This window comes from Hamadaea tsunoensis DSM 44101, from assembly GCF_000428945.1.
In the GTDB taxonomy this organism is placed as follows: domain Bacteria; phylum Actinomycetota; class Actinomycetes; order Mycobacteriales; family Micromonosporaceae; genus Hamadaea; species Hamadaea tsunoensis.
In genome coordinates this window covers 211,006-228,739 of sequence record NZ_KE386822.1, presented here as the reverse complement: position 1 = coordinate 228,739, position 17,734 = coordinate 211,006, and the positions used below count along the sequence as shown (strand labels likewise).

At 71.6% G+C, this 17,734-nt stretch carries 19 protein-coding genes; 7 read left to right on the top strand and 12 right to left on the bottom strand.

The features are described from left to right. Positions 1-120: 120 nt before the first annotated feature. The gene (locus G401_RS0141535) at positions 121-1,032 is read right to left on the bottom strand and encodes a GlxA family transcriptional regulator (protein WP_027347151.1); all 912 of its coding nucleotides are present in this window, start codon (positions 1,030-1,032) and stop codon (positions 121-123) included. Further along, positions 1,029-1,610, bottom strand: a complete 582-nt coding sequence (locus G401_RS0141530; RefSeq protein WP_027347150.1) for a cysteine hydrolase family protein — start codon at positions 1,608-1,610, stop codon at positions 1,029-1,031. Before G401_RS0141530 ends, G401_RS0141535 begins: the two co-directional genes overlap by 4 nt. A 327-nt stretch (positions 1,611-1,937) precedes the next feature. Here G401_RS0141530 and G401_RS0141525 point away from each other — a divergent pair, with 327 nt between their 5' ends. Together G401_RS0141525 and G401_RS0141520 are read left to right on the top strand one after the other, a co-directional pair. Beyond that, complete coding sequence (locus G401_RS0141525; RefSeq protein ID WP_034594730.1) at positions 1,938-2,534, top strand: TetR/AcrR family transcriptional regulator; 597 nt, start codon at positions 1,938-1,940, stop codon at positions 2,532-2,534. A gap of 37 nt (positions 2,535-2,571) precedes the next feature. Further along, positions 2,572-4,149: an MDR family MFS transporter gene (locus tag G401_RS0141520; RefSeq protein ID WP_027347148.1), complete on the top strand. Its 1,578-nt coding sequence runs from the start codon at positions 2,572-2,574 to the stop codon at positions 4,147-4,149. Positions 4,150-4,264: 115 nt separating this feature from the next. Here G401_RS0141520 and G401_RS51935 read toward each other — a convergent pair whose 3' ends face one another. Continuing rightward, positions 4,265-5,428, bottom strand: a complete 1,164-nt coding sequence (locus G401_RS51935) for an acyltransferase family protein (protein WP_084558176.1) — start codon at positions 5,426-5,428, stop codon at positions 4,265-4,267. A 275-nt stretch (positions 5,429-5,703) separates the two neighbouring features. On the opposite strand from G401_RS51935, the gene G401_RS0141510 reads away from it, so the two are divergent. After that, a complete protein-coding gene (locus G401_RS0141510; RefSeq protein WP_027347147.1) occupies positions 5,704-6,120 on the top strand; it encodes a YciI family protein in 417 nt (138 codons plus the stop codon). Beyond that, positions 6,117-7,325: an RNA polymerase sigma factor gene (locus G401_RS0141505; RefSeq protein ID WP_027347146.1), complete on the top strand. Its 1,209-nt coding sequence runs from the start codon at positions 6,117-6,119 to the stop codon at positions 7,323-7,325. Before G401_RS0141510 ends, G401_RS0141505 begins: the two co-directional genes overlap by 4 nt. A 16-nt stretch (positions 7,326-7,341) precedes the next feature. Here G401_RS0141505 and G401_RS0141500 read toward each other — a convergent pair whose 3' ends face one another. The 6 genes from G401_RS0141500 to G401_RS51920 form a co-directional block, all read right to left on the bottom strand. Then, complete coding sequence (locus G401_RS0141500; protein ID WP_034594728.1) at positions 7,342-7,614, bottom strand: DUF6510 family protein; 273 nt, start codon at positions 7,612-7,614, stop codon at positions 7,342-7,344. Between the two features lie 7 nt (positions 7,615-7,621). Continuing rightward, the gene (locus G401_RS0141495) at positions 7,622-8,386 is read right to left on the bottom strand and encodes a ferredoxin reductase (RefSeq protein ID WP_245602091.1); all 765 of its coding nucleotides are present in this window, start codon (positions 8,384-8,386) and stop codon (positions 7,622-7,624) included. Next, complete coding sequence (locus tag G401_RS0141490) at positions 8,383-8,979, bottom strand: sulfite oxidase-like oxidoreductase (protein WP_027347143.1); 597 nt, start codon at positions 8,977-8,979, stop codon at positions 8,383-8,385. Before G401_RS0141490 ends, G401_RS0141495 begins: the two co-directional genes overlap by 4 nt. Before the next feature lie 40 nt (positions 8,980-9,019). After that, positions 9,020-9,550 carry a universal stress protein gene (locus G401_RS51930; protein WP_084558175.1) on the bottom strand — a complete coding sequence of 177 codons (531 nt, stop codon included), beginning with the start codon at positions 9,548-9,550 and terminating at the stop codon, positions 9,020-9,022. A 91-nt stretch (positions 9,551-9,641) separates the two neighbouring features. After that, complete coding sequence (locus tag G401_RS51925) at positions 9,642-10,874, bottom strand: MFS transporter (protein WP_064741969.1); 1,233 nt, start codon at positions 10,872-10,874, stop codon at positions 9,642-9,644. Positions 10,875-11,088: 214 nt separating this feature from the next. Next, positions 11,089-11,631 carry a hypothetical protein gene (locus G401_RS51920; RefSeq protein ID WP_157546828.1) on the bottom strand — a complete coding sequence of 181 codons (543 nt, stop codon included), beginning with the start codon at positions 11,629-11,631 and terminating at the stop codon, positions 11,089-11,091. Between the two features lie 117 nt (positions 11,632-11,748). On the opposite strand from G401_RS51920, the gene G401_RS0141470 reads away from it, so the two are divergent. Continuing rightward, the gene (locus tag G401_RS0141470; RefSeq protein ID WP_027347142.1) at positions 11,749-12,216 is read left to right on the top strand and encodes a hypothetical protein; all 468 of its coding nucleotides are present in this window, start codon (positions 11,749-11,751) and stop codon (positions 12,214-12,216) included. A gap of 155 nt (positions 12,217-12,371) precedes the next feature. Here G401_RS0141470 and G401_RS0141465 read toward each other — a convergent pair whose 3' ends face one another. Next, complete coding sequence (locus G401_RS0141465; RefSeq protein WP_027347141.1) at positions 12,372-13,109, bottom strand: SDR family NAD(P)-dependent oxidoreductase; 738 nt, start codon at positions 13,107-13,109, stop codon at positions 12,372-12,374. Positions 13,110-13,252: 143 nt separating this feature from the next. On the opposite strand from G401_RS0141465, the gene G401_RS0141460 reads away from it, so the two are divergent. After that, entirely contained in the window at positions 13,253-14,275 is a 1,023-nt protein-coding gene (locus G401_RS0141460) for a Ca2+-dependent phosphoinositide-specific phospholipase C (protein WP_051367986.1), read from the top strand. 90 nt (positions 14,276-14,365) lie between these two features. On the opposite strand, the gene G401_RS53970 is transcribed toward G401_RS0141460, so the two are convergent. Together G401_RS53970 and G401_RS0141450 are read right to left on the bottom strand one after the other, a co-directional pair. Beyond that, positions 14,366-15,196: a hypothetical protein gene (locus G401_RS53970; protein WP_157546827.1), complete on the bottom strand. Its 831-nt coding sequence runs from the start codon at positions 15,194-15,196 to the stop codon at positions 14,366-14,368. Between the two features lie 105 nt (positions 15,197-15,301). Beyond that, positions 15,302-16,243 (bottom strand): RNA polymerase subunit sigma-70, encoded by a 942-nt coding sequence (locus G401_RS0141450; protein ID WP_027347139.1) that lies wholly within the window; start codon positions 16,241-16,243, stop codon positions 15,302-15,304. 84 nt (positions 16,244-16,327) lie between these two features. On the opposite strand from G401_RS0141450, the gene G401_RS0141445 reads away from it, so the two are divergent. Further along, positions 16,328-17,698, top strand: coding sequence for an MFS transporter (locus G401_RS0141445; protein WP_027347138.1), 1,371 nt, complete (start codon positions 16,328-16,330; stop codon positions 17,696-17,698). The last annotated feature ends 36 nt before the right edge of the window (positions 17,699-17,734 follow it).

Sequence of the window (17,734 nt, the reverse complement as noted above, 5' to 3'; positions counted from 1 at the left end):
CCAAGATCCCGTTTGGATCAGGGAAATCACCCGAATCTTGGGCCATGATCCGGGTGGCAACCCTGATCCAAACGGGATCTTGGGAGGGTGAGGGGCGCGGCGCAGGGGCCGGGCGGCGGATCAGACGGCGGCGCGCGACCGCAGGCGGCGGAGCATGCGGGCGTCCTCGAAACCGACCGCCCGGGCCGCCGCCTCCACCGTGGCGCCGTGCCCGATCAGGTGCTCGGCCCGTTCCACCCGCAGTTCCTGCTGGTACCGCAACGGCGTCAGCCCGGTCGCCCGATGGAACAGCCGGGTGAGCGTACGCTCGCTGACCCCGCCCGCCCCGGCGAGTTCGGCCAGCGGCAACCGGCGCGTGAACCCGGCGTCGATGACGTCCTGGACGCGGTGGACGGCGTCGCTCACGTGCCCGCGATGGCGCAGCATCACGCTCTCCTGCCGGTCGTCGCCGTTGCGGCGGGCGTACACGACCATCTCCCGGGCGATCCGCGCCGCGAACCCGGGACCGTGCCGGGTCGCCAGCAGGTGCAGAGCCAGGTCGATCCCGCTGGCGATGCCCGCCGAGGTGACCACGCGGCCGTCGACCACGAACAGGACGTCGTGCACCACCGTCGCGTGTGGATAGCAGGTGCCGAGCTCGTCCTGCAGGTCGTGGTGCGTGGTGCACCGGCGGCCGTTCAGCAGGCCCGCCTCGGCGAGCGCGAACGCCCCCGCGCAGACGCTGGCCACCGTGCCGCCCCGGCGGTGGTGATCGACCAGCCGGCGCAGCGTACCGGCGGCGAACTTCGTGCGGTTGCCCGGCGTACGCGCCCGCCAGCCGGGCACGAAGAGAAGATCGTCGGCGGTCAGCTCCGGCCACGCGACCGAGGCCCGCAACGGCAGCCCCTGCGCGGTCGGCACCTCCTCCTGCTCGCCCACGTAGTGCAGCTCGTACGCCTGGCCGTAGTCGCGCGCCGACGAGAACGCCTGGGCGGGACCGGCCAGATCGAGCAGGTGCACGCCCGGGGCGAGCAGGAAGAGGACGCGGCTCACGAGCAGATCTCGTCCACGGTCGCGATCGTGGCGAACCGCCCGGCGAGCGCGTACTCGGTCCGGGTCAGGATCTCGTCGGTCTGCAACGTACGCGGATCGGCCATGATCTCGTCGAGGGTACGCCCCGCCGGCGCGTCCCGATGCTCGATGGGATTCGTGGCCGTGGCGTCGATGACGAAGGTGACCGCATAGCCGAGATCGGACGCGACCCTGGCGGTCGTCTCCACACACTGCTCGGTGCGGATCCCGCAGACCACGACCTCCCCCACCCCGGCCACGGTCAGCAACTGCTGCAGGTTCGTGGTCGTGAACGCGTTGTGCGACGTCTTGGTGATCACCGGTTCGCCGTCGCGCGGTTCGAGGCCGGCGAAGAGGCGTACGAACCCGAGCGCCGGGTCGAAGAGACCACCGGTACCCGGTTCGCTGTGCAACACCCAGACCACGGTCTCCCCGGCCGCCCGGAACGTTTCAGCCAACCGGCCGACCTGCTTGCCGACCTCCGGATTCGAAGAGTAGGCCCAGATGGGCCGCTGCCGGAAGGACTCCTGAACGTCGATGACGACGAGTGCGCGCTTCATACCGGCCATCCTTTCCCCTCGCCGGTCGAGGTCGGTAGGCATCATCGCGCCCCGCTCCGGACCGATCCGGTCAGCATCTCCTTACCTTCATCACCGCGGCCCGGTCACGGTTTCACCCTTGCACCCCGACTTTGTCAGGGGCGGACCGCTGGCCGACTCCGCGCCGCCGCCCCATGATCCCGTTTGGATCACGGTTTTCACCCGAATCTTGGCCCATGATTCGGGTGATTTCCCTGATCCAAGCGGGATCATGGGGCGCCGCGATCTTGAGATCGGTCGTGGGTTATTAAGTTTGCAGTGACTGAAAGGATTGCGTACGTTCGGCGCATGGTGCTGCGGCGTGACCTGAAGAAGCAGCAGACCCGCGACGCCCTCGTGGACGCCGCGCTGCGTCTGGCGGCCGAGCGCGGCCTCGACCACGTCACCGTCGAGGAGATCAGCGCCGAGGCCGGCGTGTCCGGGCGCACCTTCTTCAATTACTTCGCCACCAAGGACGACGCGCTGCTCGACGAGCGGCCCGGGGATGTCGCACGCATGCGGCGCAGCCTGACCGAGTTGCTGCCGAAGATGCCCGTGCTCCCGGCGATCCACCGGTCGCTGCTGATCTTCATCGCGGCGATGGAGGCCGACCGGGAGCGCTGGGTGCTGCGGATGCGGGCGATCGAGAAGACGCCGTCGCTGCTGCCCCGACTGATCAACACCGGCGCGCAGGCCGAGCTGGAGACGGCTCGGTTGATCGCCGACCACCTCGGCGTCGACGCGGCGGGCTACCCCGCTCTCGTCGTCGGCGTCACCGGCGCGGCCTTCCGGGTCGCGCTCATCCGCTGGGCGACGGCTCCCGACGGGGCGCTCTCTCTGGGCGCCCTCGTCGACGAGGCGTTCACCAGCTTGGCTCAGGGCCTGCGCGATCCCGGCCGGCCCTAGCCGCACAACCCCCGCACCACCGACCACAGAGGAAGAAATGTCGACAGCCACCACTCCGGCGGACCCCGCCGAACTCGACCCCGCCGCGCCGGCCTCGATGTCGCGCAAGGAGGTCATGCAGGCCTTGTCCGGGCTCATGCTGGGCATGTTCGTCGCCATCCTGGCGTCGACCGTCGTGTCCAACGCGCTGCCGCGGATCATCGCCGACCTGAAGGGCAGCCAGTCCGTCTACACCTGGATCGTCACCACCGAACTGCTGGCGATGACGGCCACCGTTCCGCTGTGGGGCAAGATGGCCGACCTCTACAGCAAGAAGCTGCTCATCCAGCTCTCCCTCGGCCTCTACGTCGCGGGCTCGCTCATCGCCGGGTTCACCCCGAACGTCGAGATCCTCATCGTCAGCCGTGCGGTGCAGGGCATCGGCGCGGGCGGCGTCACCGCTCTCGCCATGACGGTCATGGCGGCCATGATCCCGCCGCGTGAGCTTGGCCGCTACTCCGGCGTCTTCGGCGCCGTCTTCGGCATCGGCACCATCGCCGGCCCGCTGATCGGCGGCCTCCTCGTCGACACGTCGTGGCTCGGCTGGCGCTGGTGCTTCCTGGTCGGCGTACCGTTCACGCTCATCGCGATCTTCCTGCTGCAGAAGACCCTGCACCTGCCGGTCGTACGCCGGGAAGTGAAGATCGACTACCTGGGCGCCTTCCTGATCACGGCGGGTGTCTCCTGCCTGCTGATCTGGTCGACGCTGGCGGGCAGCAAGTTCGACTGGGCGTCCGGCTGGACCGCGCTGCTCGTCTCGATCGGCGTGATCCTGCTGGCCCTGGCCGTCTTCGTGGAGTCCCGCGCGGCCGACCCGATCATCCCGCTGAAGCTGTTCCGCAGCCGTACGATCACCCTCACCATTCTGGCGAGCGTCTTCGTCGGCCTGGCCATGTTCGGCGGCACGGTCTTCCTGTCGCAGTACTTCCAGATCTCGCTGGGCAAGTCGCCGACGGTCGCCGGCCTGATGAGCCTGCCGATGATCTTCGGCCTGCTGGTCTCCTCGACCGTCGCCGGCCAGCTGATCACCAAGACCGGCAAGTGGAAGATCTACCTGGTCGCGGGCAGCCTCGTGATGACCGTCGGCATGCTGCTGCTGTCGCGGATCGGGGCGCACACGAGCGTACTGGTGATCTCGCTCTACATGGCCGTGCTCGGCATCGGCGTCGGCATGCTCATGCAGAACCTGGTGCTCGCGGCGCAGAACGACGCGGAGGCGCAGGATCTCGGCGCCACCACCTCGGCGCTGACGTTCTTCCGCAGCATGGGCGGCGCGGTCGGGGTCAGCGCCCTGGGCGCGGTACTCGCGGCCAAGGTCACCGACATGTTCACCGAGAAGTTCGGCCCGCTGCCGGGCGGCGGCGACGCCGCGGTGCCGGACCTGAAGACGCTGAACCCGGCGATCCTGTCGATCGTGCAGGACATCTACGGCAAGGCGACCGCGGAACTCTTCCTCCTCGGGACGCCGTTCGCCGTACTCGCCCTGCTCACGGTCGTGTTCATCAAGGAGAAGCCGCTGCACACGCTCAGCGGCAACGACCGCCTCGCCGCCGAGCAGCAGGCGCCGATGCACTGACCCGGCCGCTCCCCCGGGAGCAGCCCGACGATCTTGCGCGAATGCCCCGAATTTCGCGGCGAATGCCCGGAAGGCCCGGACATTCGCGCAAGATCGTCGAAGGTCAGGCTGAAGGTCAGGCGGGAGCGGGGGCCGGGGTGGGAACCGGGGTCGGCGCGGTGCCGGGGGTGGCCGGGACCAGGGCCGGGCGGCGTTTGGCCGCCACGTCCTCGACCCAGCCGACGAGCAGCACGGCGATCGCGGTCAGCGGCGCGCCGAGCACCAGCGAGAGGACCTTCATCTCGGTCGTCAGCGGCGTGATCCCGGCGACCTGCAGAACCGCGCCGGTCAGGAACAGCACCGGCACCTGCCAGACGTAGATCGTGATCGCCCGCGCGTTGAACACTCCCACGATCCGGGCCAGCCGGGGGAACCGGTCGAGCCAGGCGAGGGTCGGCCGGGCACGCAGTGCGACCAGCACGAACGCGGTGCCCCACAGGGTTTCGGCGATCGGGTCGGCGTACGGGAAGCTGTCGTGCCGGGCACCCCAGACGTAGGAGACCACGGCGAGCGTCACCGCCGCCGCGACGCACGCCCAGACCGGGATCCGGTCGAGCAGCCGGGTGTGCCGCGCGAAGCCGAGCACCCAGCAGGTGCCGTAGGAGGCCGTCGCCCACAGCACGTCGCCGACCTTGTTCACCGGCAGCGGCAGCAGGGGCGAGTACAGCAGGACCGCGAAGGTCAGCGGCGCGAACAGCGTCACCAGCGGGGCCTTCTTGAACGCCCACCACAGGAACGGCGAGAACAGCACGAACCACAGGTACGCCCGCAGGTACCACAGGGCGAGCGCGAACGGGCCGCCCCAGGAACTCGCCGGCGGGTTGGCCAGCGGCAGGATCCAGTAGAAGAGATCCTTCCAGTGCAGCGGGCTCGTCTGATCGTGCTGCCAGCCGTTGATCAGCATGAGCGGGATCGCGACCAGTGCCAGCGCCCACAGCGGCGGCAGCAGGCGGCGCAGCCGCGAACGGACGGTGGTGGCCGGGCCCTTGCGTTCCAGCGTCGCCGCCGTCATCGCGCCGGCCAGGCCGAACATGACGAACATCGACGGGAACAGCACGGCCAGCCAGCTGATCCACAGCGTGTGATGCAGGAAGACCCGGGTGATCGCCAGCGCGCGGAGGGTGTCCACGTAGCGGTTGCGCGCCTTGGGGATCGGAGCCGGGGGTGGAACGTCGGTTGCCGGGTTCTCGATGGGGGCGGGTGTCACCGCCACGTCCACGGTTGCCTCTGTCGCCGTCATGACCTCGCCACACGTTCGGGCTCGCTGAAGGGGTATGAGCCGCCGGTCCCCCGCGTACCCGATGAAGTAACCTACCCAAACCTCTGAGCAGCCTCAATGTCGACCAAGGGGGTACTGGGAGCGTGCACCATCGAGGGGCATGCCAGCCAGCGCGAACAGGGCATGCTGTGGAATTTCCCACAAAACCCGTGACACTCTCGTCCGGGCCACATGTCGAGAATCCGGCGGCGGCTCCGTCCTGTGCGGCAGTCCGGAACCCACCGAGGAGGAAGATCATGACGAAGTACCTTCTGATCGTCGACTACAACCCGGGCGTCGTCGACACCCCGATGACCGAATGGGCGCCCGACGAGATCAAGGCGCACATGGACTACTACGGCGCGCTGCACGACGAGCTGCGGGCCAACGGCGAACTGCTGGCCAACCACGCCCTCACCGGTCCCGAGCAGGCCAGGACCGTCGTCGGCGACGGCCGCAGCGCCCCGGTCGTCACCGACGGCCCGTACGCCGAGTTCAAGGAGATGCTCGCCGGCTACGAACTGGTGGACGTCGAGTCGGAGGAGCGGGTGATCGAGATCGCCGCGAAGCTGTCGGCGGTGCCCGGTCCGGGCGGTGTGCCGCTGCAGCAGCCGATCCGCGTACGCCGGCTGATGGGCCCGGCCGACTTCACGGACCTGCATCCGGACCTGTGACCCACGCCGGTACGCCGATCGAGGACCTGCTGCGCGAGCTGGCGCCGCAGGTTCTCGGCGTGCTCGCCCGGCGGTCGGGGGACTTCGACGCGGCCGAGGACGCCGTGCAGGAGGCGCTGCTGTCGGCCGCGACGCACTGGCCGGGCGAGGGCGTGCCGGCGAACCCGCGGGGCTGGCTGCTGCAGACCGCCGGCCGCAAACTCCTCGACCAGGTACGCAGTGCGGCCGCCCGCCGCCAGCGCGAGATCATGGCCGCCACGCGGGACGTCGCCGGGCCCGCGTACGCCGTCGACGACACGCTCACGGTGCTGTTCCTGTGCTGCCACCCGGCCCTGACCCCGGGTTCGGCGATCGCCCTGACCCTGCGCGCGGTGGGCGGCCTGAGCACGGCGGAGATCGCCGGCGCGTTCCTCGTCCCCGAGGCGACCATGGCCCAGCGGATCAGCCGGGCCAAGCAGAAGATCAAGGGGCTCCCACTGCCGCCGGCCGACGGCCCCGAACGGCTGCGCTCCGTCCGGCACGTGCTCTACCTGATCTTCAACGAGGGGTACGCGGCCACCGCCGGGACCGGCCTCGTGCGTGCGGACCTGACCGGCGAGGCGATCCGGCTGACCCGGATGCTCGACCGGCTCGTCCCCGGCGACGGGGAGACCGCCGGCCTGCTGGCGCTGATGCTGCTGACCGACGCCCGGCGGGACGCGCGTACCAACGCCGACGGCGAACTCGTCCCCCTCACCGAGCAGGATCGCGACCGCTGGGACCGGGCCCGGATCGCCGAGGGGACGGCCGTCCTGGACGCCGCGATCGGCCGCGGTGCCGTCGGGGAGTACCAGTTGCAGGCCGCGATCGCCGCGCTGCACGACCGGTCCCCCTCGGTCCGCGACACCGACTGGCCGCAGATCCTCGCCCTCTACGGGCTGCTGGAACGGATGACGGGCAACCCGGTCGTCACGCTCAACCGGGCGGTCGCGGCGGCGATGGTCCACGGCCCGGCCGAGGGGCTGCGGCTCGTCGACGGCCTGGACGAGCGGTTCGCCGAAAGCCACCGGCTCGACGCCGTCCGCGCGCACCTGCACGAACTCGCCGGCGATCCCGACGCGGCCGAGCGGCACTACCGGGCGGCGGCCGCGCGGACGGCCAGCGTACCCGAGCAGCGGTATCTCACCCGGCGGGCGGCGACCCTGCACGCCCGGCGTACCCGATGACCGCGTACCCAGGGGATCAGCGGATGACGGCGAGCGAGACCAGGCCGCGCAGGTCGAGCCAGACGCGCTCGGGCGTGACGACCAGCCGCAGGACGATCTCCTCGCAGCCGGGGCAGCGCGCGACCAGGCCCGGCCCGTTCTCGTGGCCGTAGACCCGCAGGTCGGCGACGGGACCGGTGCGCCCGCAGGTGACGCAGCGGCCGTCGGCCGAGGTCATCTCCAGGGCGAAGATCTCCCGTAGCGGCCCGGCCAGGGCGTTGCCGTCGGTGAACGTCTCAGTGAATGCCATGGTCAGGTCACCCTCCGGTGGGGCCGAAGCGTTCGGTCTTGATCCGCCGCGGGTCGTGGCCCGCGTCGACGAGCAGGTCCGCGGCGGCCTCGACGAATCCGGTCGGCCCGCACACGAACACGGCCGGCTCGAACTCCGGCGGCCAGCCCCACTCGGCGAGGTCCACCGCGGTCAGCCGGCCCGCCGGCCGCCCGTGCCCGTCCGGCGCCCGCCGCGTGTACACATAGGACACATCCAGTCCGCGGTCACTCAGCGCACGCCGCTTCAGCTCCTCGGCGTACAGCACGTCCTCCGGTGTACGCGCGGAGTAGACGAGCCGGAACGGCATCCTGCTCCCGGCGGCCGCCCGGGCCCGGATCATGGACATCAGCGGCACCACGCCCGAACCGCCGGCGATCAGCAGGACGGGAGCGAGATCGGCGGGCCGCCAGACGAACCAGCCGCCGACCGGGCCGCGCAGTTCGACCGGGTCGCCGACCGCGTACGGACCGGCGAGATAGGACGACACCTCCCCGTCCGGTACGCGCTGCACGGTCAGCTCGACGGTGTCGCCGCCGGCCGCCTCGCCGTCGGCAGCATCGCCGTCAGCCGCCGAGGCGATCGAGTAGCTGCGCTGGGCCGAGTAGCCGTCGGGCGCGGTCAGGCGCACGTCGACGTGCTGGCCCGGCAGGTGCCCCGGCCAGCCGGGCACGTCCAGGACCAGGGTGCGGGCGCTGGGCGTCTCGTCGCGTACCTCCCGCAGGTACGCGACGCGCCAGGCGAGGCGGCTCAATCGCCCTGGTACCGCTGCTCGCGCCACGGGTCACCGTAGTCGTGGTAGCCGGCGGTCTCCCAGAAACCGGGCTCGTCCTCGAGCATCATGCGCAGGCCGCGCACCCACTTCGCGGACTTCCAGAAGTACAGGTGCGGCACGACCAGCCGGGCCGGGCCGCCGTGCTCCGGCGCCAGATCGTCGTCGTCGAACTTGTACGCGACCCACGCCTGCCCGTCGAGCAGGTCGTCGAGCGGCACATTGGTCGTGTAGCCGCCGTAGGAGACGGCCATCGCGAAGTCCGCGGCCGTCTCGACCTCGTCGAAGAACGCCGACACCGGTACGCCCCGCCAGCGCGTACCGAGCTTGGACCACTTGGTGACGCAGTGGATGTCGACGGTGACGTCCTCGCTGGGCATCGCCATCAGCTGCGCCCACGACCAGGTGTGCTTCTCCCCGGTCTCGGTGACGATGACGAATTCCCAGGTGTCGAGCGGTATGCGCGGCGTCGGACCGGCCGACAGGACCGGGAAGTCCTCGGTGAGGTACTGGCCCGGCGGCAGGTTGACGTCGGATCGGCGGCGCCCGGTGAAACCCGGCGTGACTATGCCCACCCGGTAGTTCTACCACCGCGGCCGGGTGCCGGGCGGTGTATCAGCCGTGCTTCTGCTGCGTACGCAGATCGGCCAGCCGGGCGGCCTCCCGGTTGAGCTGGCGGAAGCTGATCCGGGTCATCCGGTCCGACAGCTCGTCCGGCGGCACGACGAGCACCGGGCAGACCGCGCGGCGTACGCAGTAGGCCGCGGTGTGCCGGCCGAACAGCCGCCGCCACCAACCGTCGCGGCCGACTCCCACCACGAGCAGATCGTCGTCGTGGCGCGCGTACTCGACGAGGGCGGGACCGACGAGTCCCTGGACGGTCACGAAGCGCATGTCGAGGTCGCCGGGAAGGCCGCCCATGGCCGTGTCGAAGGCGTGGCAGATCTCCTGCTGCGCGGCGTCGTCGCAGTCGAGCGCCCAGACCCGCAGCATCGGCGCGTAGCCGGAGGCGGGGGCGGTCCAGGCGCGGACGGCGTGCAGGACGCACTCCCGCTTGCGGGCCTCGGCGACGGCCCGGCGCAAGGCGCGCAGGCCGGGCAGCGAGTCGTGGACCCCGACGATCACCCGTGCCCTGCTGTCAGCCATGGCCGCTCCCTGCAGTGATGCGCATCTCCCATTGTCAATGAGAGAGCAGGGCTACGGCAAGGCGCCAGTGGCCGGTCGGGCCGAAAACTCCTCAGGATGGCAGGGATTCCGTCATCGGGTCGTTAACCGCTTGTTTCCCTTCCATACATCTGTTTTCCGGCGTTATCCGCAGCAGGAGCGCCGACGTCGCCGTGAGGAGAGCGGCGAGCAGCATGACGATCCGGTAGTCCAGGACGCTCTCCAGCCCGGCGCCGAGCGGCGTGGCGACCGCGATCGGCGCGAAGATCAGGGTGAGGGCCGACGCCGAGACGCGGCCGAGCGCGCCGGCCGGCGTACGCCGCTGGACGGCGGTGAACGCGGCCACGACCGTCCACGGCAGACCGATCCCGGCGAGGAGGTTCGCCCCGATCGCGCAGGGCAGCACGGGAATCGCCCGCAGCGCATGGCCGACGGCGCACACGAGGACGCCCGCGACGGCGAACCGGGCCTCGCCCAGCCGCCCCATGATCCGGCCGGCCGCCAGCCCGCCCGCCACCGAACCGATCCCCTGCACCGACGCCAGTACGCCGGCGAACGCGGCCGGCCGCCCCAGCCCGTGCGTGACGAGGGTGTAGAACGCGGCGGTCACCAGGCCGGACACGGGCACGGCGACGGCCGCGACCAGGACGGGCACCCGGATCTCCCGGTCGGACCACAACAGCCTGATCCCGTCCCGGACACGCCGGTCGCCCGCCGGGGACCCGGGTACGCGTACCGGCCGGACGCGGGTGTAGCACCAGGCGGACACGAGGTGGGCGGCGGCGCTCAGCACGGCCACGGCTCCGCCGCCCGCCCACGCGAACAGCCCGGCCCCGGCCAGCGGTGCGACGATCTTCATGCTCTCCTGCGCGCTCATGCGTACGCCGTTCAGCCCGCCCAGCTCGTCGGCCGGCACCGCGGCCGGAAGCAGAGCCGACTCACCGGCGTCGCCCAGCACGTAACCGGTGCCGCAGCAGAGCATCACGGCGAAGATGAGCCAGCCGTCCTGTCGAGTGTGGACGAACAGCAGCAGCGGCAGGATCGCGGCGAGCACGAGATGCGTACCGATCAGCAACGCCCGCCGCGGTACGCGGTCCACCACCGCGCCGAGCACGGGCGCGGCCAGGGTCGGCAGGTAGACGCAGAAACCGGCGAGGGCGGCCAGGGCGCTCGATCCGGTGAGGGCCAGCACCCAGACGGGGGCGGCCAGCGAGAGGGCGCTGCCGCCGAATCCCGAGGCGAGGGAGACCCCGACGAACAGCCGGGCCTGCGGATCACGAACCCAGCCGGTTGACTTGAGCGCCATCGGCTCAACCTAGGGGCCGCACCCCTCCCCGTCAACCCCTCCTCAACCCCACCCTCCTCGACCCACCTCCTCGACCCACCTCCTCGACGATCTTGCGCGAATGTCCGGGCCTTACCGGCAAAAGCCGCAAAAAATGGGGCATTCGCGCAAGATCGTCGGAAGTCGGGGCGGCGGCGCAGGGCAGGGCGGGGCGGCAGGAGATCGCGGGCGGGCGTCAGGGGCGGGCGGCGGCGAGGGTGGCCGACAGGGCGTCCAGCGCGGCGGCCGGTCCGGGCTCCAGTCCGCCTCGGCCGGGCTCCGCCAGCAGCGGCTCGACGTCGCGGATCGCTTGTGCCGCCAGGGCGTACAGGGCTCCGGCCGGGGCGTCGCGGGCCGCCCGCAGGGTCGCCGCGGCCAGGTTCAGCCGGTGATCCGGCGAGGCGGGCGGCAGCAGGCGGGCGGCCGCGCGTACGGCCAGGCGCAGTTCGTCCAGCACGCCGGCGTCAATGGTCCGTTGACACAGTCGGCGCCAGCGCTGCTCGGCCGCCTGGCGTGAGGTCAATCCCAGCACCGTCGCGATCTCCGCCCAGGTGGCGCCGTTCGCCCGCGCGGCTTCGATGATCCGGCGCTCGGCCGCGTCGAGCCGGCCGCGCGCGGTGGCCACGTCGGCGAGGGCCACCAGATCGAGGGCTCTGCGGTCGAGGACTACGCGATCGGGGGCTGTGCGATCTAGGGCCGTGCGATCGGGGGCTGTGCGATGCGGAGCTGGCGTCGGCATGCGGCCCAGCATAGTCAACGGAACATTGACAACTCCAGCAGGACCGGATACCGACGGTGATCGTGCGCGTACCATGAGCGAGGTCAGTGTTTCGTCGCCCTGGGGGAGGTCGATTCCATGATCCGACTGAAGGCGCTGCTGGCCGGCGGCGTACTCGCCGCCGCCCTGGTGGGCGTAACGGGGGCGGGCGCCCGCGCCGCCGATCCGGCGAATCCCGAGCTGGCGCAGGCCATCGCCGACTGGTACGCCCAGGGCGGCAGCAAGCACCTCAACGCGCTCGGCAAGGACTTCAGCCAGGTGGCGAAGGCGGCCACGGCCACGGACATCCCCGGGGTCAGCGCGGCCTGCACCGCCCTCGGCGGCGACGTCACGAAGGCGCAGAAGTACCGGGCCATGCCCGACGCCGAGGCGCAGAAGCACTGGTCCGCGGCCCTCGTCCTGTACGCCAAGGGCGCGCACGACTGCGTCGACGGGGCCGACCACGTGGACGCGACGAAGATGAACAAGTCGAACGACGAGATCACGCAGGGCAGCAAGGAGCTGAACCTGACGACCACCCGGGTCAAGGAGATCCTCGGCCGCTGAGGCCTTCCGGCCCCGCAGACGGCTTTCCAGTCCCCCGAGATCCCGCTTGGATCACGGATTCCGCCCGAATCCCGGCCGCGAGAACGGGTGGTCTACCTGATCCAAGCGGGATCTCTCCGGGCCGGGAGCCGGCCGGGGGAAGTCTCGGGGCAGGGTCAGCGGGCCTCGGGATCGAGGCCCTGGGCCGCGCGCCCGCCGTCGACCGGGACGATCGCCCCGTTGACGAAGCCCGCCCCGTCCGACAGCAGGTACGCGATCACGTCCGCGACCTCCGCCGCCGAGCCCGCCCGGCCGAGCGGGTGCAGCAGGCGCATCTGCTCGTCGGCGTCGGAGTGGCCGGACCGGTAGACCTCGTAGCGCTCGGTGACGATCGAGCCGAGCGCGACCGCGTTCGCCCGGATCCCGTTCTGTCCATAGTCGACGGCCAACGACCGGGTCAGCCCTTCGATCGCCGCTTTGGCCGTCGCGTACGCCATCGCGCCGCGTACGGGCCGCTGCGCCTGGTGTGACGAGACGTTGACGATCGCGCCCGGCGTCTCCTGGGCGAGGAAATGCCGCACGGCGGTCGCGCTGCCGGCCACGGTCGGGGCGAGATTGCGCCCGATCAGGCGCAGCATCTCCCGGGGCGACACCGCGTGCAGCCACACGTCGCTGAACACCGCCGCGTTGTTGACCCAGCCGGCGAGCGTACCGGCCTGCCCGGCGAGCTCGGCGGCCCGCTCGGTGACGGTCTCGTCGGCGGCGTCGCCGATCACCGCGACCGCTTTGCATCCTTCGAGCGGCGCGGCGTCCCGCTCGATCACCACCACGGCCGCACCGTCGGCGAGCAGCCGCTCGACCACCGCACGGCCGACACCCCGGCCGCCACCTGTCACGACGTACGCCTTCTCCATTTTCCCGCCCTTACCCAGCCGGGAACCCCGCGACACGTACCCCGGCGGGAAGCCTGCGGCACTCCCACGCAACCGCCGACCCGTCACGATGGATTCACGCCCGCGTCTATTGATCGTCGAGAATCTATCTTACGGTCACCGGTATGCGCTGGAAAACATCGACCGCCATCGCCGTCGTGGGCACGCTGGCCGTCCTCGCCCCGCCCGTCCCCGCCGCCGCAGACACCCCCGGGTACGCGCACACGACCGCGGTCGGCGTACACAACACCTACGACAAGGCCAAATTCGCCCATCTCGCGCAGGCGCTGGACACCGGGGCCGGCCTCATCGAGCTGGACGTCTACGCCGACACGTTCCCCGTCAAGCAGTGGCGGGTGAACCACGAACTCCTCGGCCAGTCCAACAACTGCACGGCGGCCTCGACCGCGGCGCAGCTCTACACCGGCTCGGTGAACCAGAAGCTCGACACCTGCCTGACCGATCTGAAACTCTGGCACGACGCGCATCCCGGGCACGCTCCGGTGGTCGTCAAGGTGGAGCTGAAGATCGGCTTCGAGGCCAACAAGGGGCTCGGGCCGGCCGAGTTCGACGCGCTGCTGACCGCCAAGCTCGGCAGCGCCCTCTTCACGCCCGCGCATCTGCTGGCCAAGCCCGACGGCACCCGGTACGCGACGCTCGACGCGGCCGCCGCGGCGGACAACTGGCCGGCCCGCTCGGCGATGGCCGGCCGGTTCGTCTTCGAGATCATCCCGGGGACGGTCGAGCGCGGCAATCCCTTCGACACCCTGCCGACCGATGTGGAGTACGGCCGCTACCTGCGCGACCACGCCGGAGCGGGAGCCGCCTTCCCGGCCGTGCTGGACGCGGCGGCCGGCGATCCGCGTACGCGGTTCGGCGAGGCGGACATCCGGCCCTGGTTCGTCTTCTTCGACGGAGACGCCGCCACGTACGCCGCCGGCATCGACACGTCCTGGTACGACTCGCACCATTACCTGCTGAACATGACGGACGCGTCCGGCGTGGCCCCCGCGATCGACGCGACCAACCCGACGACGGCGCAGGCACAGGCGCGGATCGCCCTGCTCGCGGCGGCCCACGCGAGCATCGTGTCGACCGACTGGGCGGCGTCGACGGGCGTACTCGCCACGGTGACCGGCCGCGGCTGACCGGCGTACGCGAGACGCCCGCCGCGTACCGCGACGGGCGTCTCGTCTATGTGAAGTCTGACAGTCCGGAAATACGGTGAAAGCGGGGAACTACGGCCAGATGAAGAAGCGGTAGTGCATGTTCGGGCCGTCGTTCGGCGGGCCGTAGCCGCCGTAGCCGTGGTGGCTGGGCGACGGGTGCGGGTGCCGGCTGGGCGACAGCGAAGGCCGCGGCGACCGGGACGGCGACAGCGACGGGGACGGGCTCGCCGACGGCGAGGCGGACGGAGAAGCCGACGGGGACACCGACGGGGACGAAGACGGCGAGGCCGACGGGGACGCCGAGGGCGAGACCGACGGAGAAGCCGACGGGGACACCGAGGGCGACGCCGACGGAGAGACAGACGGCGAGGCGGACGGAGAGACGGACGGCGACGCACTGGGCGACGGCGACGCGCTGGTCCCCGGGCACGTGTGGGTCAGGTTGAAGAAGCTCGCGGTACCCGTGATCGTGGCGGTCGCCCCGGTCAGCGTCCAGCCCTTCGGCGTGACGATCCACGCCTTCGAGGTCGCCGGGCCGCCGTTGGAGAAGCTGCCCGGGTCGCCGGCCGCGGTGATGGTCACCGAGCCGTTCACGCCGAAGAACGCCGTCAGCGACACGAAGTCGCCGGAGGTGGCGTGGTTGCCGGGCAGGACGAAGACCCAGACGTCCTGCCCCGCGAACGGGCCGCCACCCTGGTTCGCGTCGCACTGATGGGTCACGCCCGACGCGTCGGCCGTGGTGGGGACGTTGCCCGGGTTGATGTTGATGACGGAGTCGGCCCACGCCGCGCGCGGCTGGCCGTTCTGTGCGGCCACGGCGATGAGCCCGACGACGAGGGTGGCCGCCGCCGCCCCCACCGCGATCAGGGCGCGTACGCGCGGCCGGATGTTCATGTGCATTCAGGTGCCTCCATAGGGGGAACTCCCGCGGCTCCCCAACCTATGAACGACAAATCGGGCATTTCGTATCGTCGCGGTGTTCCCCGCGAAACCCGCGAGCGCCGCTCAGGTCAGCCGGCGGGGCAGCCCGAACGCCGGCAGCACGCTGTTGTCGACGAACCGCGTCAGCGCCCGGACCTCCGCGCCCGACGCGTCCAGCACGAGGACGCCGTGCGCCCGCCAGCATCCGGCGTACCCGTCGCGCAGGTAGCAGCCGAAGGCCACCTGGCGGTTGGCGCCGACCGGGACCAGCCGGTAACGCCGGTCGTCGCGGAAGGCGATGCGGGTGAGGAAGTCCATGGTGACCGCGCGCCCCACGTACGCGACCGGCAGTGGCGGCATCGTCAGGCGTACGTCCTCGGCGAGCAGGCCGACGAGCGCGGCCATGTCGCCGGCCTCGAAGGCGGCGGCGAAGCGCCCGCCCAGCGTGGGATCGACCGGCTGGGCGGGAACGGGCAGCGGCATCGCCGCGCGGGCCCGCTTGAGCGCCCCGGCGACCGCGTCCTCGGTCATGTCCAGCAGCTCGGCGACCTGGGCCGCGCGGTAGCCCAGGACGTCGCGCAGCAGCAGCACCGCGCGCTGGCGGGGCGGCAGGTACTGCACGGCCGCGACGAAGGCCAGCGAGATCGCCTCCTTGGCCTCGTACCGCGCGTCGGGACCGGGCGCGGCGTCCGGCACGCCGTCGAGCAGCAGATCCGGGAAGGGCTCCAGCCACAGCGGCTCGCCGACGTGGGTCGGCTCCGGCAGCGGCACCTCGGTGCCGGGCAGCGGCTTGCGGGCGGAGTCGCGCAGGAAGTTCAGGCACCGGTTGGTCGTGATCCTGAACAGCCACGTACGCACCGAACTGCGCCCCTCGAAACCCGCGTACGCGCGCCAGGCCGCGAACATGCTCTCCTGCACGACGTCCTCCGCATCCTGGACCGACCCGAGCATGCGGTAGCAGTGCGCCTGCAGCTCCCGCCGGTGCGCTTCGAAGATCTGCGCCAACGTGTCCTCCACGATCTCCATACTGGTACTGACACCGCCGCGGGCCGTTTCCGGTCGCTCCCGGCGGCGCGACCGGTTTCCCGCCCGCTGCGTGTCAGTACCGGTGTGAAGAGAACACAGATGTGGGTCCTCGCCCTCAGCTCCGTCGCCTCCTTCATGGTCGTGCTGGACATGCTCGTCGTCGCGACGTCGCTGCCGGCCGTCCAGAAGGATCTCGGCGCCTCGCTCGCCGGGCTCGAATGGACCGTGAACGCGTACACGCTGAGCTTCGCGGTGCTCCTCATGACCGCCGCCGGGCTCGGCGAACGGTTCGGCCGCCGGCTCGTCTTCGCCGCCGGCCTCGGGCTGTTCGCCCTCGCCTCGGCCGCCTGCGCGCTGGCACCGTCGATCGGCTGGCTGCTGGCCGCGCGTACCGTGCAGGGCGCCGGCGCGGCCGCGATCATGCCCGCCGCCCTCTCCCTGCTCAACGCCGCCTTCCCGCCCGAGCGGCGCGGCTGGGCGACCGGCGTCTACGGCAGCGTCAGCGGCCTCGGCGTCACCCTCGGCCCGGTCGTCGGCGGCGCCGTCACCCAGGGCCTCGCCTGGCAGTGGATCTTCTGGATCAACGTGCCCGTCGGGGTCGTCGCCCTCGTGCTGGTGCTGGCCCGCGTACCGGTCACGCCCACCCGTGCCGTCCGCCTCGACGGGGTCGGCGTCGTCCTCTCCGCCCTCGCCGCGTTCCTCCTGGCCTATTCCCTGGTACGCACGAACTGGCCGCTCGGCCTCGCCGGACTGGCCGTCACCGGCGCGTTCCTGTGGTGGGAACGGCGTACGCCGGCGCCCATGCTGCCGTTGCGGCTGTTCGGCTCCCGCGCGTTCTCGGCCGGCAACGCGGCGGTGTTCCTGCTCAACGGGGCGCTCACCGGGTCGATCTTCTTCACGGCGCAGTACTTCCAGCTCGCCCAGCACCTCCAGCCGCTGGAGGCCGGGCTGCGGCTGCTGCCGTGGGGTGTCGCCCCGCTGCTGCTCGCCCCGCGCGCCGGTACGCTGGCCGACCGCTGGGGGTCACGCGGCCTGGTCGCCGGCGGGCTGGCCGTGCTGTCGACGGGCCTGCTCTGGCTGGGCCTGACCGCCGGGCCCGACCGCGCGTACGCCTGGGCCGGCGCCGGCCTGATCGTGTCGGGCATCGGGGTCTCGTTCGCCCTGCCGGCGCTGACCCGGTCGGTGGTGTCGAGCGTGGCCCCGGCCGACATCGGCATCGCCTCGGGCACCTTCAGCACCATGCGCCAGCTGGGCGGGGCGTTCGGAGTCGCCATCGCCGGCGTCGTCTTCGGCACGCCGGGGGCGTTCGCGGACGGCTTCACCCCGGCGATCGTGGCCACGGCCGTCATGGGGTACGCCGGCATGGCGGCCGCGCTCCTCCTGCCCGGCCGCGCGAAAGCCCTCGCCGCCGTCCACCCGGCTCCAGCACAACCCACACCCGCCCGCACCGCCTGACAAACCCGCCGCCCCACCCCCGCGGCCGCCCCCGCG